Source organism: Phocaeicola abscessus CCUG 55929, assembly GCF_000312445.1.
Taxonomy (GTDB): domain Bacteria; phylum Bacteroidota; class Bacteroidia; order Bacteroidales; family Bacteroidaceae; genus Phocaeicola; species Phocaeicola abscessus.
In genome coordinates, this window is sequence record NZ_HE997182.1 from 346,564 (window position 1) to 362,912 (window position 16,349).

9 protein-coding genes and 2 pseudogenes are annotated in these 16,349 nt (G+C 38.2%); 9 read left to right on the forward strand and 2 right to left on the reverse strand.

Going from position 1 to position 16,349, the window contains the following annotated elements; translation table 11 throughout:
* The first annotated feature begins 35 nt into the window (after nucleotides 1-35).
* From BN102_RS01485 to BN102_RS11240, 6 genes and pseudogenes are all read left to right on the forward strand, one after another.
* Nucleotides 36-1,016, forward strand: coding sequence for a DUF3644 domain-containing protein (locus BN102_RS01485; RefSeq protein WP_019207282.1), 981 nt, complete (start codon nucleotides 36-38; stop codon nucleotides 1,014-1,016).
* Nucleotides 1,017-1,114: 98 nt separating this feature from the next.
* Nucleotides 1,115-1,729, forward strand: a complete 615-nt coding sequence (locus tag BN102_RS01490) for a DNA alkylation repair protein (protein ID WP_019207283.1) — start codon at nucleotides 1,115-1,117, stop codon at nucleotides 1,727-1,729.
* A 13-nt stretch (nucleotides 1,730-1,742) separates the two neighbouring features.
* Nucleotides 1,743-2,336, forward strand: coding sequence for a type 1 glutamine amidotransferase family protein (locus BN102_RS01495; RefSeq protein ID WP_019207284.1), 594 nt, complete (start codon nucleotides 1,743-1,745; stop codon nucleotides 2,334-2,336).
* 13 nt (nucleotides 2,337-2,349) lie between these two features.
* Nucleotides 2,350-3,075, forward strand: a complete 726-nt coding sequence (locus BN102_RS01500; protein ID WP_019207285.1) for a class I SAM-dependent methyltransferase — start codon at nucleotides 2,350-2,352, stop codon at nucleotides 3,073-3,075.
* Between the two features lie 10 nt (nucleotides 3,076-3,085).
* Nucleotides 3,086-3,436, forward strand: a pseudogene (locus BN102_RS11235) (VOC family protein); the annotation flags it as partial.
* A gap of 72 nt (nucleotides 3,437-3,508) precedes the next feature.
* Nucleotides 3,509-3,901, forward strand: a pseudogene (locus tag BN102_RS11240) (DUF2867 domain-containing protein); the annotation flags it as partial.
* 1,063 nt (nucleotides 3,902-4,964) lie between these two features.
* Here the strand turns inward: BN102_RS11240 and BN102_RS01515 are convergent.
* Both BN102_RS01515 and BN102_RS01520 read right to left on the reverse strand, forming a co-directional pair.
* Nucleotides 4,965-5,798, reverse strand: a complete 834-nt coding sequence (locus BN102_RS01515) for a phage integrase SAM-like domain-containing protein (protein WP_425357559.1) — start codon at nucleotides 5,796-5,798, stop codon at nucleotides 4,965-4,967.
* Between the two features lie 471 nt (nucleotides 5,799-6,269).
* Nucleotides 6,270-10,271 carry a hybrid sensor histidine kinase/response regulator transcription factor gene (locus BN102_RS01520; RefSeq protein ID WP_051007699.1) on the reverse strand — a complete coding sequence of 1,334 codons (4,002 nt, stop codon included), beginning with the start codon at nucleotides 10,269-10,271 and terminating at the stop codon, nucleotides 6,270-6,272.
* Between the two features lie 158 nt (nucleotides 10,272-10,429).
* On the opposite strand from BN102_RS01520, the gene BN102_RS10470 reads away from it, so the two are divergent.
* The 3 genes from BN102_RS10470 to BN102_RS10480 are packed head-to-tail and all read left to right on the forward strand — an operon-like array spanning nucleotide 10,430 to nucleotide 16,243.
* Entirely contained in the window at nucleotides 10,430-10,681 is a 252-nt protein-coding gene (locus BN102_RS10470) for a hypothetical protein (protein ID WP_019207290.1), read from the forward strand.
* Between the two features lie 18 nt (nucleotides 10,682-10,699).
* The gene (locus tag BN102_RS10475) at nucleotides 10,700-13,102 is read left to right on the forward strand and encodes a DUF2961 domain-containing protein (RefSeq protein WP_019207291.1); all 2,403 of its coding nucleotides are present in this window, start codon (nucleotides 10,700-10,702) and stop codon (nucleotides 13,100-13,102) included.
* Between the two features lie 9 nt (nucleotides 13,103-13,111).
* On the forward strand, nucleotides 13,112-16,243 hold the full coding sequence (locus BN102_RS10480; protein ID WP_019207292.1) for a formylglycine-generating enzyme family protein: 3,132 nt from the start codon (nucleotides 13,112-13,114) through the stop codon (nucleotides 16,241-16,243).
* Nucleotides 16,244-16,349 lie beyond the last annotated feature (106 nt).

Consider the following 16,349-nt stretch of genomic DNA (forward strand, 5'->3'; position numbering starts at 1 on the left):
TGGGAGATAGAACAAAGGAGGCGTACTTTTGAATTATGGCAAAAAAGAGAAGTAGAAAACTTTGGTCTGTGAAAGAAGAACTTCTTACAAAATCAAGAGAAGCCATGCTTTGCGCCGTTCAAATCTTTAATAATCCAAATATCCATTTTAAATCAGAATGTTTCATAGTACTCTCTAATATAGCTTGGACGTATCTACTTCATGCATATTATCGTGAAAATAAAATTGAATATAGGTACTTCAGGCAGATAGGAAGAATTAGACGATTTGATAAAACTAAAAAGGGAGCACATAAATTTTGGGAACTTGAACGCTGTCTTAATGAAGACGCATGCCCTATTGATAAAGTATCAAAATCTAATTTAATGTTTTTAATCGGGTTGCGACATGAAGTTGAGCATCAGATGACAACAAAGATTGACGAATATTTGAGTGCAAGATTTCAGGCATGTTGCCTTAACTATAACACTTATATAAAAAAACTTTTTGGGGACAATTACGGGATTGACCAGTACCTATCTTTTTCTTTACAATTCTCTACTATAAAAGAAGAACATGCAAGTCAATTGAGAGAATTTACAGATTTGCCTTCAAACATATCTGCATATATCAATGATTTTGATAATAATCTTTCCGATGAAGACTACAATGATATAAAGTATTCATATCGTGTTTTATATGTCCCTAAATCGGTGAATAGAAAAGGACAAGCAGATAAAGTAATAGAATTTATTCCAGCCAATTCACCAGAAGCAGAAGGTTTAAATAAAGAATATATCTTGGTGAAGGAAAGAGAAAAAAGAAAGTATTTGCCAGGTGATGTTTGTAAGAAAATGCAAGAAAATGGATATCCAAAATTCAACTCTTACCAACACACGATGCTTTGGAAAGAAATGGATGCAAAAAATCCCCAAAAAGGGTTTGGAACTCAGGTGGCAAAAACATGGTATTGGTATGATAATTGGATTCAAATAGTTGAAAGTCACTGCAAAGAAAGTGGCGATAAATATAAATAACCACCTATATAATCTTTGAAATGCTCTCAAAAAGTTGAGTATAAAACCTTTGGGGCAATTTTAGTCCTATTACACTTATTTATATCACATGCATAACAATGGAAGTTGATAAAATATTGAATAAGATACTGCCAATAAAGCACGGATTTCAGCATATCCTTGACGGGGCTGATGAGATATTTTCGGCATACTCAAAGGAACTATGTTTTGAACTTTCACTCGAACTGTTCAGGCACGAAGCCTATCAAGCCCGAATGTTGGCAACAACTATATTGGGCAAATTGGCAACAGAAGATAATAACGCACTTTGTTTTCTGAAAGAGCAAGTAAGCATTGATGAAAATTGGCGTGTGCAGGAAATGCTTGCAAAGGCTTTTGATGAGATTTGCAAACATAGAGGATATGAAGTATCTTTGCCTCTCATTGAAGAATGGATAACAGACGATAAGCCAAATGTTATCCGTGCGGCAACGGAGGGATTGAGGATTTGGACAAGTCGCCCATACTTCAAGGAAAATCCATCGGTGGCTATTGCTCTAATCGCTAAGCACAAGACACACGAAAGCGAATATCTTCGAAAATCTGTTGGAAACGCTTTAAGGGATATAAGCAAGAAACATTCAGAATTGATCCGGCAGGAAATGCAGCAATGGGATTTATCCAATCCACGAGTTTTGTTCACTTACAAACTTGTCACGAAATTATTAAAGTAAAAAAGATATATCAATGAAACAGAAAGTTTTATTTATCTTATTGAATGAATACACAGATTGGGAAGGGGCATTTCTCTCCATGGCTCTTCATGTGGGTGTGATACCGGGAGGTGAAATCAAGTATGAAGTGCATACCGTTGCCCCGACATCAGATGCCGTCCGTTCCATCGGAGGTTTCAGAACATTGCCCGATTATTCTTTCGAGAATATGCCGAAAGATTATGCAGCCTTGGTACTTATCGGCGGCAACCGTTGGGATTCCCCCGAAGCAAAACTTGTCGTCCCATTGATTCAAGAGGCTTTGGATAAAGGGAAAATCGTAGGAGCGATATGTAACGGAGCTTCGTTTCTATGTTCGCACGGTTTCCTGAACAACGTAAAGCATACGGGCAACGGTCTCGACCAACTCAAAAAATGGGGTGCTACCGGTTACACTAATGCGAAGAATTATGTGGAAGCACAAGCTGTCAGTGACAAGAACATTGTTACGGCAAACGGTGTAGGACATTTGGAATTCACTCGTGAGATGCTTTTGTTATTGGAAGCAAACAGTCCCGAACAGATAGATGCTTGGTACGATTTCTACAAAAACGGATTTGTGAGATAACAAATAATTTCATATGGAAAAGAATTGGGAGAAGAACTTATCCGTATATATCAAAAGAACAATTAGTCCTGACGGCAGAGACACGTTTGAGTCCACGCAAGCATTGGGCGAACGGATGTTTGAATTTGCGAGTGTCAAGAATGGGGACAAAGTGTTGGATTTGGGTTGTGGCTGGGGAAAATCCCTGCAACCATTCGTTCCTAATTTTCTGTCCGCTCTCGGAATAGATACGAGCCAAGAGAATATTGCACAGGCAAAGGATGCTTATGAGCACTATGATAATGTTTCGTTTCAGTGTGGTAACATTCAAAATTTAGAACTGTCGGCGGAAAGCGTGGATTTAATCATTTCCTCGCTCGTTCTGCATCAAGTGGAATGGAATGCGCAGGAAAGACTGTTTGAAGCCGTGAAGCAGGTGCTGAAAGCAGATGGCGAAATGATAATGGCAGATGAAATCATCTTGTTCAATCCGGACGCATCTCCCGAAAAGTTCAATGAAGTCTATCGCTATCTGTTGGAACATACCACCCCGAAAGAAATGTATGAAAATCATATCAAACCATACCTGCAAGAGGGACATATCTATACTTGGCAGGACATGAAAGAGAACACTCCTCCCGAATATTGGTTCCACTCCATCGAAGATTTGAAAGCAACACTAAAGAAATCCCATTTGAAACTTGCGGAGGTTCAAGAAATAACCCCGTTTTTTGGTCTGCTGAAAATCAAACATCAATAATATCAAAAGAATGAAGCCGAGAAAGATATACGCATGCTGGATTTATGTAAGTGATTTGCAGAAGTCAAAGCAATTTTATCAGGACATGGGCTTTGAGGTCAAACTGACAAATGGAGATTGGATTGAATTCAATTTCGGGGAAACTTCATTCGCCATTCTTCAAAGACCAGCACATAAAGGTGATGTGATTGCCAGCAAAACAAGGATTATGTTTGAAACCGACGACATAGAACTTGTATATGAGGAATTAAAGAATAAAGGAGTAAAGACAATCGGAGAAATAAAAACAGAACCTTACGGCAAGTTGCTGACCTTTGAAGACCCTGACGGACATTGGTTGGAATTTTATCAAAAACTTCCTTGTGATGAATCAATTAAAATGAAACTACTGCCCAACAGTCTTATCTCTAAGTACATTCCATATGATTATACTGACTCCTACGTAAAAATCGTTTCATGCCAAGAACCGGTAACGGCAGAACAGTTTTTCGATATGGCATTTAACCAACCTTCGCATTGGGTAAAGATATTGTACCGATTAAGAAAATGTTTGGTAAGACCACTAAAACTTGATACCGATAGTGGCTTCTGCGATATGATATGCGAGAAAAAGACGAATGAGATAGTTTTCGGTAAAGCAGACAAACATCTCACTTTCCACACCTCTTTGCTATGCGGCAAATATTTCAATGGCAGGCAAGAACTTCGGATAACAACGGTAGTAAAGTATCACAATGCATTAGGAAGAATTTATTTTTTCTTTATTCGTCCGTTCCATATCGTTATTATAAAATCTCTATTGAAGAAGATTGCAAAAAGCATATAGACATTTTCAATAGGCAAAAGATACGGGATAATGGCTTTTTGTTACTTTTGAGCCGTCTCAACTCACCGTCAAAAGTAACGAGGTGTTTTTCATTGGGGTTTCTTTGCTCCTTTCTTTGTCCGCCCGAAGCTCACGAAAGAAAGGAGCGGTCGGCAAATCTGCCGACCGCTTTACTCCGTCAGCTCTTCTTGAACGGTTATCTGTCCCGTCCTTACTTCAGAATAAATCATCTTGTCTGATTTTATGCGGATTCCAGAGGAGAGGGAGTTGAGTTTCCATTTTCTTTTTACCTGCTTCTCGCATATCCGACCTTTTTTTGCGTCTTTCCGTCGGGTCGGTCGTTTTCGTTTCAGTGGCGTAAAAAGGTAGGGCTTAGGACAAACAAGGTTTTACGGCGAGAATACTACCTGCAATGAAATGGAAGTGTGGAGATTGTCGTCTAAACGGCTTGCCGCCTCGACCTTTTTTGTCCGTAAAAGCCCAGAACTACCTTTGCCGCTGACAACGAACAACCGATCCCGACATGATATATGGGCATAAGTAGAGGATTTGCAGACAGAGAAGCAGGGCGAAAACAGAAAACGCAGCCTTCGGAGACTACATTTATCATAAGAATAGAATACCCGGAAAACAAAAAGCAGCCCCAATGGACAGCTTTACGAAAATAACTCAGAGAAAATTCTTTTTTCTCACGATATACTCTTATCTTTGCAACAAACAAAGTGGTTCTTTGAAATGGCAAAACAAGGTAGAGTATAGAAGCTCGCTGGTTTCCTTATCGTTACCTCCCTTTATTGATAAACAATATAATCAGTTGATTATTTGACATTTATAGAATTGCCTATGCTTTGCCATGTGTGCGGTCAAGGGAATGGCAATCCCTGCTCTCAGTTGTAGGGCTTTCAGGAGGAAACGATAGGTTTCGTAACTGATAGTCGGCAAAAGCGTGTCCCGTTCATCCGAATGGTATGTATCAAGCAGAGTAACGGCTTGGGGTAGAAGTTTTACCCGACAAAGGGTATTAGTCTTTTGTCTTCTGAATTTAAGCCACATAGCCCCTGCATCATCCTGCACAAGATGTTCCTTGCGCAGATTCATCATATCGCAAAAGGCTGTGCCTGTGTAGCAAGGTGAACAGGAAAAGGTTACGGGCAAGTGTCAGTTCTGTTTTCTCCTCTTCTAATCGGACTTGCCTTATCCTGTCCAAAGAAGCCTTGTCTAAAGCTCTGGGCAGTTTACTCTCTCCTCTGTCTATCTTGACAAGGTCAAAGAGAGGACGGTCTATGATACCCTCGCGAAAAGCCAAACGGCATACTTTCTTGACCGCCAAAGCCATCTTGCGGTAATAACTCTGTGAATGACCATGTTTCCCCACGCTGTATTGATGCAAGCCGTTCAAGAAATCCTCGGTTAGTTGCCCAAAGGTAATGTCGACGGTATGGTATTGCTCCAGAATAAAGACTTGCAGATGCTTTCGGAGCATATAATACATTGAGTGCCAACGTGCCGTAATTTCCACACCAACCAATTGCTTCTCGTCTTCCACCATTTGGTCGTAGCGTTGCAAGAACGTAGTGCGGTTCTGCATTGAACCCTGAAACTGTTCCTTGATGTCTTTTGCAGAGAACTCTATACCTCTATCGCAAAGCGTTTGGTACGCTCGTTGTACAGAGAGCAGCAGTTGTTCCAACTTCGCATTGGTTGCCACTGCTTCACGGCTCTTGCCATTCAAACGGCTCTCTCGCACATTCCACAACTTGGGATTACACGAAAACTTACTGCTGAATTGAGCCATCGTGCGATTGTAGGTTATCCGTCCCATAATCGGAGCCTGCCCCGACTTGTCCAAACCGCTCTTTTTGAGGTAGAGCAAAACCTTCATTTTCTCTTTTTGCATACGCTTCTGTTTTTGTGGGCAAAGTTACCCGTTTTTGAAGCGTTTTCGGTTATGCAAAATGTTGTGAGTCAGTGCATAAACACCATAATATCAAAAATCGACACCACTGTACAAACTGCTTATCGTTACCTCATTTTATTCACACACATTTGGCTAACGATTTGGTAACGTATCTTCTGCACAAATCCACATTTTCTGCACTTTCACCATCAAAGCAGCACACGGCAATAATCCGTATTTCTCACACATTCTCAACCACTTACCATCAATCTACATAAATCAACCTTTTTCTTGCATTTGCCCGCTAAAATGTGTACTTTTGCCCATATTGTGATGATTTTTTTTGTGGTAGAATAAAATTACACAATTAGGGCTGAAATCGTGTTGAATTCAGCCCTTTATTTTAATTACAAAAAACTTTTATCGGACAGCAATATAAAAAGATACAACTGCATCAGAAAACCATGATTTCTAACCTTCACGTTCAAAATCCTTAGGCAAAACTCCAAATTGTTTGTAAAAGCACTTAGAAAAATACGAAGATGAACTAAAACCTACAATAAAAGCTATCTCATTAATCCGATATTCCTTTTCTCTCAAAAGCTCTGCTGCTTTTTTAAGGCGAATCAAACGTATAAAATCATTAGGAGTCAATTCAGAAACATTCTTTAATTTTCTATACAAAGTAGCACGGCTCATATTCATCATTACAGCCAAAGAATCTACATCAAGATCAACCTCATCCAATCTGGAATGAATGATCTCTACAAGCTTATTCAGAAATTCTTCATCTGCCTTAGAATGTGCAATCACCTCTATTTTAGTTTCTGGTGATTTCTTATAAGCATCCTGAATCTTCTTTCTGTTAATTAACAGATTCTCAATACGGGCATACAGATAATCAACTGAATAAGGCTTTGCAATATATTCATCTGCTCCAATTTTCAATCCATCCAGTTGCACCTGTAAGCCAGTCTTAGCAGTCAGCAGAATAACTGGTATATGACTATACCGCAAGTCTTCTTTCACACTTTTACACAAAGACATTCCATCCATAACAGGCATCATCACATCACTAATAATCAAATCTACAGTATTTTTTGCCAGCACATCCAATGCTTCTTGTCCATTTCCTACATTAATTACACGATATTTACGTTCAAGCTGACGAGCCAGGAATGACTGGAATTCCTCATTATCTTCAACAGATAAAATAACTCTCTTGCTTCTCTCATCCTCCAAATCCATATCCGAATGAGATTCAGGCCCTGTTTCATCCAGCTGTTCTTCATCGAGCAAAACCAATACATTCTTCTGTTTACGAGGCAATATTATTACAAAAGTAACATCATACATTTCCGTATCGATAAAAATAGTCCCATGATGTGTCTCTACCAGAGTTCTTGCAAAAGAAAGTCCAATACCAGTACCTAATGAACCTTCGTCCAACTTAAAGAACGGAACAAAGACCTGCTCAGCCAATTCCTTGGGTATCTTATCTCCATCGTTCGTAACTCTTAATGTAAACGTATCATCCTGTTCTTCTAAAAGTACATTGATAAAAGTAGCAGCATGTTTCAGTGCATTATTAAAGATATTACTCATTATCTTTGTGAAGACCTCTACGTCTACATCAGCAATAACTCCATCGGTCGGGTAACATTCTTTGAAAATGATATTCTGCACATTTACTGCAGGAGCAAATCTTTTTACAGTATCCCTCACAATCTCAGTAATATTAGCATGAACAAAATTCAATTGCAATCCCTTAGACTCTGTTTTTCTGAAATCTAGAAGTTCATTAACCAACTTAAGCAAGCGATTGGTATTCCGCTGAATTATAGTAAGATTCTCATAGCATCCATCAGTTTCATCAATGTTTTTCATCACCTCATCTAAAGGTGCTTTTATCAAACTTAAAGGAGTACGTATTTCATGAGTCACATTAGTAAAAAAACTAATCTTTGCATCATAAAGCTCTGTTTCCTTTTTTCGTTCCAATAATTCAATTGCTTTACGATTTTTCTGCTGCATACGGTTTGTATACTCCTTAACTATTGCATACAATATTAAAACACCCAATATACAATATAATATATAAGCCCATACGCTCAAATAGAAAGGAGGTAAAACAACAATCTTTATGGTAGACATACATTCTTTCCAAGAACTCTCTGTATTTATCGCTCTCACATAGAAAGTATATTGCCCAGGTAGCAAATTAGAATACATTACGCTATATGACTGAGGTGCATCAATCCAGTCTTTGTCCCATCCATCCAGTTTATAAGCATATTGTGTGTCAGGCTGAGGCGCATAGTTCAAAGCTGCAAATCCTATACTGAACACAGACTGATTATAAGGAATACGTAATTGGGATGTATATGCAATAGACTGTTTCAGAACACCTTCTTCTGCAACAGGTACCTCTATATTATTCAACTGAAAGCTATTGAAAACCAAATGAGGAGGTTCATGCGAAGGAAGTAAATTGTTGGGGTAAAATGAAACAAGTCCTTTCACACCTCCAAAATAAATTTTTCCAGTACTACTTAAGAGACCTGATTTATAATTGAACTGATCACCCAATAAACCATCAAAGTGCGTATAAGACCTAATTTTATCTGTTGACGGATCCAAACAAAAGAGACCTTTATTGGTAGCCCCCCATATACAACCGTTCATATCCTCCAGTATTTTGTAAACAACTCCATTAGGCAACCCATTTTTTTCACTATAATATTTAGTGAAAATATTCCTTGATTTATCATAACATACAAGTCCTGCACCTTCTGTCCCCATCCATATTCGATGTTCTTTATCTTCCAGTAAACAAACAATCATCCGTCCGCGGATTGTCTCACTCTCAACAACAATCGGGAAATGTTGCCACAAGTTATGATCCTTATCATATCTAAACACACCCTGTCCTAATGTTGCAAACCATAACATCCCGTCTGTATCTTCTATGATATCGTTAACTTGAGAATTAATATTCTTATCCTGGATCTGTTCAAATCCATCCATTGATGGGATGTATTGAAACAGACCATTCACAGTGCCAATCCACATATTTGCCTTACTATCCTTATAGATAGCATAAATATTATCATTATTCAAGCTATTTTTCAAAGAAGTACTCCGATAGTTCTTCATTTTACCAGTTTTAGGTTCAAATGTGTACAATCCTTTAGAGAAAGTTCCAATCCACAGTTTTCCATTTTGATTATCAAAACATAAGGCATGAACATTGTTAGCTGGTATAAAGTCCTTAGTAAACTTTTTCTGCAAAGGATTAAAACAATTCAAGCCCCCATCTTCTGTCGCAATCCATATATTGTTATCACTATCCTCGCAGAGTTCACTAATACTTTTCCCACCCAATGAATTTTCTTTTCCTATCATTGGATAATATTTTTCAAAATGTGAATATGATTCTGCAAAATAACACACTCCACCAAAAAAGGTACCAATCCACATACCTCCTTCCCTATCTTGATATATTGAATGAATAGCATTATCTGGTATTGAATAAGGATCGTTAAACTCATGTTGCAGATGAATCAAGCTTTGATCACTTAATGAGTATATATACATACCGGTTTCTGTCCCAAGCCATATACTATTTTTTTTATCAGTATACATGTAACGCACGAATAAAGAATGACCTTTATCATCTTTAGGAAGAAAAGCAGATAGAGTCTCCTCATGCAAAAGCATAGCCACGACACCATGCTTAACAGTACCTAACAGCAATAAATTTGAATCTAATAATAACATACAGTTCACATCATTACCAGAAACATTATCCTCTGTTTTATCAATAATAAACTGTTTTACATTACCAGTAGAAGGCTCTAATCTAAGAACTCCCTGCCTGTAAGTAGCTATCCAAAGGAATCCATTATCATCAAAGCACAACTGTCTTATCATTCCTTTTCCACGACCCAGGTATTTATCCAACGAATAAAAAATCTGTTTTTTATCTAAAGTAACACAAACAATACCTTCATCTGATAATGACATCCACATATTTCCTTTTCTATCTTTCACAATTGAACGAACAATGCCCATTCTGCCTTCTTCTCCAAAATCCAATTGGGTAAATTTTTCTAGAACAGGATCATAAATAGCAACACCATTATCCGTTCCAATCCATAAAAGACTATCATTCCCCTCCGCCAATGAAAAAATAGCATCACTTTTAAGACTATATTCACTAAATAAGTCTTTTTTATATACTCTAAACGAATTACCATCATACCGGTTTAATCCATCTTGTGTCCCAAACCACATAAAACCTTGTCTATCTTGTAGAATGGCATAAATCATATTTTGAGATAAACCATCTTCTACTCCCAAAGTCTTAAAATAAAAACTTGACTGTGCCGCAAAAATAGGCCCCCCCCCATATATAAAAATTAATAATAAAATAAAAAGCCTATGCATATCTTTTGTATCTTTTTTATTCAAAGGTAATGCTTTAACTAAAAAATCAAACTTAAACTCATATTATTCTCCACCATTAGGTAACAAAATGAGTTGATTTTATCATTTTATGATACTCTATTATAAAATCATATTTTCTTTACGGTGTATTTTTGTATTAAAAATTAAAACAATCAAATACCATGAAACATTTCTTTTTGACATTTATCTATCTTACATGGCTACTTATTCCATCAAATGGAAACAATCAGGTTATTTCTATTGAATCACTTTTACAAGAAATAATAAACAGAGACAAGCTTCCACAATATCCAGAACCTTTTTATGTAAACAAACAGTTCAGCAGCTACGACCGTGCAACTGTTGATCCTAGCGAAAAAAGTTGGTTCGCAAACTGGGACCGTTCCATGTTTATTCGTATAGATAACATATAAGGTCGAAAAGAATATGTGATGATGGACACCGAAGGACCAGGAGCAATAGTGCGATTTTGGATGACTTTTGCCGATCCCGATTGCGGTAAAGGAATATTGCGTATTTACATAGATAATAACGTAAAACCAGCAATTGAAGGTAGCGCATTAGATGTACTTAGCGGTGGGCAGTTAGTTGGTGCTCCTCTATCTACATCAGTTTCCGATTTAACATCCTACGCTATGCGAGGACATAATCTATACTTCCCTATCCCTTACAAGAAAAGGTGTAAAGTAACTTATGAAAGTAGTAATATTAAAGATTTCGGAGCAAAGACCGGCGAAGAAGCCGTATACTATAACATAAACTACAGAACCTACGAAAATGGAACCAAAATAAATTCCTTCTCAAAATATGAGTTGCAGAAGTGCCAGTCAATATTGGCCAATGTTCAAAAAAAACTACAACAACGCACAGTAATTTTCCCTAATAATACCAACAAAACAGCACTAAAGGCAACACTCGCTCCTAAGCAAACTATATCTAAGAAAATTAAAGGGAATAACAGCGCCATCCGTAAAATAAGTTTTAAAATTAACGGAACAAACAAAGAGCAAGCTCTTAGAAGTACAATTCTATCCATAAGTTTCGACGGCTACAAAACAGTAGAATGTCCTATAGGAGATTTTTTTGGAACCGGTTATCAAGTACGTCCTTCCAATACATGGTATACACATGTCGATGCTGAAGGAAATTTATCTTGTTACTGGATTATGCCTTATAAAAGCGAGTGTATTTTATCACTTGAAAATAGGAGCAATTATATCGTCAATATTACAAACAGTGAAATAATTACAGCTCCATATAATTGGGACAAAAATACAATGTATTTCGGTTCTTCATGGCGTCAATACACAAATCTATCCACTGGAGAATTTAAAAACAATGAAGGAGACGGCTATCCTTTCGATATAAATTATGTGACTCTTCAAGGAAAAGGGGGTTACGTGGGAGACGGAATTACCCTATTCAATACCCGGGATGCATGGTGGGGGGAAGGAGATGAAAAAGTATACGTAGACGGCGAAAAATTTCCATCACATATTGGGACAGGTACTGAAGATTATTACGGATATGCCTGGTGTCGTCCAGAACGATTTTCAAATCATCCATTTATTGCCCAACCAGATGGCAGTGGAAATTTTCACCCAGGATATACCGTAAATCTACGTTTCCGCAGTCTTGATGCCATCCCATTTAAGAAATCTATTAAATTTGATATGGAAATGTGGCATTGGGTAAATGCTGTCATCAACTTTGCTCCAGTTACCTACTGGTACATAGCTCCTGAAAATGCAATGCAATCTCCTTCCAGACTAGAAGAAGCCATTAAACCTGTCGTAACTGAATTAGAACAGATGCCGCAAACAGCCAAATGGTACAAAGGTAACACACATACCCATAGTACATACTCTGACGGTGATACTTCTGCTCTAGAGGCTATAGAATGGTATCAGTCTAACAACTACAATTTTTTATTTGTAACAGATCATAACTATCCTCTACAACCAGACAGTATATATGAAAATTATTATAACCACTTCATAACCATTCCCGGAAATGAAGTGAGCGACATACGTGCCATACATTCCAGTGCATTAAATACAAAGTGTTACATTCCATATGTAGCCGGTTATAAAAATAAAATAAAAAACAACGAGTTGCAAACATCTATACTAGATCCATTACCTCAAACAACAGCTGATATAGTAGAATTCCACGCCACCCAGATATTAAGGAAAGGAGGCTTACCTATACTCAATCATCCAAACTTTCAATCTGGAGTCTATGCCAAAGATATAATTCCGATAAAGAAATTAAAACACATGGAAATTTACAATGGACACCCTGATGTTTACAACGACGGGAACGAGAAGCACGCGCCAGTTGAAGTCAAATGGGATTCTGTATTGACCCACAAGCACCTTATATATGGCATAGCCTCAGACGATGCACACCATTTCCAAAAATTCGGTAAAGACAAAGCAAATCCTGGTAGGGGTTGGATTATGGTAAATGCTAAGGATCTGAGTGCAGACAATATCATACAAGGTATTCGTCGTGGCGAGTTTTATACAACAACAGGAGTAATTTTGTCTGAATATATCTATAATAAAGAAGAAAAAAGTCTGTTAGTTACTGTGGATCCTAATAAAACTGCATGTGAAATACATGTCCCTAAAGAAACATTGACATTCAAAATTCAATTCATTGGTTACAACGGTATTGTTCTATACGAAACAACAGGACTTCAGGCAATGTATACTGGTCAAAAATCTGACAAATACATTCGCGTAAAAGTTACATGTCAAGCCAATGACAAATGTTATACAGCCTGGGGACAACCCATTGAAATAGAAAAAGATTTCTTTAATAACTAATATCACGATATGAAAAAGATAAAGTATATAGCCACATTAGTGCTACTAACCATATGTATTTCGCTAATACAAGCACAGAGCTTAACTCGTATTGATATAAGTTCATCAGAGCAGAAAGGTATAAAAATTGACTATTTTAATGGACTCCAACAACCTGGCTATCCTTTACCTCTTATTTCGTTCCGTTTGAATAAAACACTGAAGACATCTCTAGACGGGAAAAGGATTTCAGACAACGAGACATTAGTTGATGGAAAAGTTAATATATCTTTTTCCAAACCAGAATCCTTACAAGAAGGAGGGTTCACTCTGAACGTAACATTACAGAACACTTCCAAAGACACCTTGAAAATTGGTAATATTGTACCTTTTGGGGAATCAGACAAACATGTATATCTCACAGCAGGAGAAAAAGGGCAGCCTCTGTCCAGAAGTTATATTTTTCGTCCAGGCTATGCACCAGTAAACGTAACTCTGCCAGATAATTTATGGGAATTAGGGATGGGTATAATCAATGTAGACAATGGCAGCAGCATTGCAGCCATTGCACGAAGAGACCGTACTCTATCATCACATATCAAAGCTGGCCGTTTCGAAACAACTGTCTATCCACAAGGAAGACTAGTCTATAAGTTGTATATGGATTCCTACATAGGACGATGGCAGGATGGTGTAAGACTAATGTTCTACGAACGTAAACTATACGACCTACCTTCAGACAAGAAATTCGACAATACACTGTACAAACGAGAAGATCTAGAATGGGTACGCCATAACTATGTGGGACATTTCACCCAATTTTGGAACAGTTATGTGTATGATACAGAAAAAGAAGAATATGTCCTCGACAAATTCCATGACCTTTCCGAGAAATACTTCGGTGGAAACGACCATTACATGGTTTGGTGTGGATGGCCGGTACTTGGTTTGGACCAACGTAATCAATTTGATATGACACGCGCACTTCCTGGGGGGCTAGACAAACAAAAGGAAATAGCAAACCACTACAAGGAAAAAGGCACATCCATCTTTACGCACTTCAATCCTTGGGATATTCCATCAGCTACTGCCCCACTATGGGAATCAAACAAATATGAGAACCCCATGCAGGAAGTATCTAAAATATGTGCACAATGCGGATATTCAGGTTTTATGTTCGACACCAGGAGCGAAGCCGGCCTCCGTTATCAGAAAGAGTTGGATAAATACAACAACGGAACCACCATATTCCCAGAAGGAATGGCTACTCCTGCCAATATGGAATATTGTCTCATCGGACGTACACATGAAGCATTGTCAATGGCTCCTTTTCTGAATCTTACCCGCATGATCAAACCCGAATTTAAAGTATATCGTCAGGCAACGGTTCAGGGTAAGAGCCACCGTCGTGATTCTGCCCTTTCTTTTTTTAACGGACATGGTGTAGAATTTCAGCTTTTCGTATCACCAGAATTGGACTGGGTGCAAGATATGTACCGATTTACAGGAAATACTGTAAGGATTCTACGTGAAAATAGTGACAACTTCCAGACGGCAGACTGGAATCCTCTATTACCTACTGCGATAGACAGCATTTGGGTTAACGAATGGCCACTAAACAACAAAATAGTCTACACTATCTATTCTCTCCGCCCAGAAGGGTATAGAGGAGTTCTTTTCGAAGCCAATCCAGGGAATGGTTTCCATTATGTAGATTTATGGAATCATAGAGAAGCTACTATCAGGCAGATAGGATCTAAATACCTAGTTGTAGCCGACATAGAAGGCTTTCCAGCTGAATATTTGGGAACAGATGCTGAAGCAGCTGTAGGTACCTTTGCACGCTTCCCAGAATTACTCACCATTACAGAAAATAATCATGAGCTTGACATAACCTCAGATACCGAAGGAACTCTAAAAATCTGGCAAGGATCTCCATCTTACGATAAACAGCCAGTATACGAAGCCAGTGGAACACAACATGCCATAAGCCTCAAGAAACTCAGAGCGAACCAATATGAAGGGGATCTTGTAATACAGCTTTTCGATGGGAATATGCTGGCTGACGAGAGAATTGTAACCGGACAAGCATCTGTATCCAACTCTCCAGTACATAAAGTTATCTATCACAAGAGCAATGAGGCCGGTGAGTACAAGTCAGACATTATGGAAGCATCTATGATGCTTGACAAAGATTTACTGAATGTGAAAGCATTCCGAGGAGATACTATTATAATCTATCCTCAAGATATGCGCAATCACCCGAAGTTACAATTACCGGCCAGTAGTAAACAGTCCGTCAAACTCATTGACAATTTTGGATGGTATGAGGGAGACTTTGTAGTAATGGTAAAACAATATGGAACCGTTATTGACAGCACCAATCTATACATGCCATACAACCATCCACGTATCTATTCAAAAGAAGAGCATACCATCCCCGTAAGTCAGTGTCCCGAAGGTATGGTATACGTAAAGGGAGGAGACTTCATATTTCACGTAAGTCAATATTACGACTGGCTATGCAACTATCCTGTTCAGGACACGGCCACTATTGTAACAGTAAAAGACATTTACATGGACAAATACCCTGTAACAAACAGCGATTTCTACAAGTTCATACAAGCTACCCAATACCAGCCTAAAATGAAAGAAAACTTCTTGAAACATTGGAGAGATGGTGCTCCTGTGAAAGGAGAAGAGAACCATCCGGTAGTGTTCGTATCATACGAGGACGCCAAGGCCTATGCCAAATGGGTTGGAAAACGTTTACCTACAGAAAAGGAATGGCAGTATGCAGCTCAAGCAGGTGATCCAAAGCAGATTTATCCATGGGGTACAAAAATAGATTCTACCAAATGCAATACTGGTAACGGTATACTAGACGCCGTAGGTAGCTATCCACAAGGGGCCAATCCATTGGGATTAGAAGACTTGGTGGGAAGTATATGGCAAATGACTAATGACTGGTATCACTCTGGTATACGTTCGTATATCATGCTCAAAGGTTCAGCTTACTACAAGGCCAACTCAAGTTGGTGGTATGTTCAGGGAGGTGCCAAACCATTAACTTATCGCCAGCAATTGTTCCGGCTTTCTCAATCCTACGAACGTAATGGTACAACCGGCTTTAGATTGGTAAAAGACGCTGAACAAAAGTGATATAATGATATTGTAAATAATATAAATTCACTACTGTCCCGTTAAAATTGGGAATTGGTCTTTGAAATAATTGAAATATAGTCTTTTACAAGCGTTTTTATGGTGC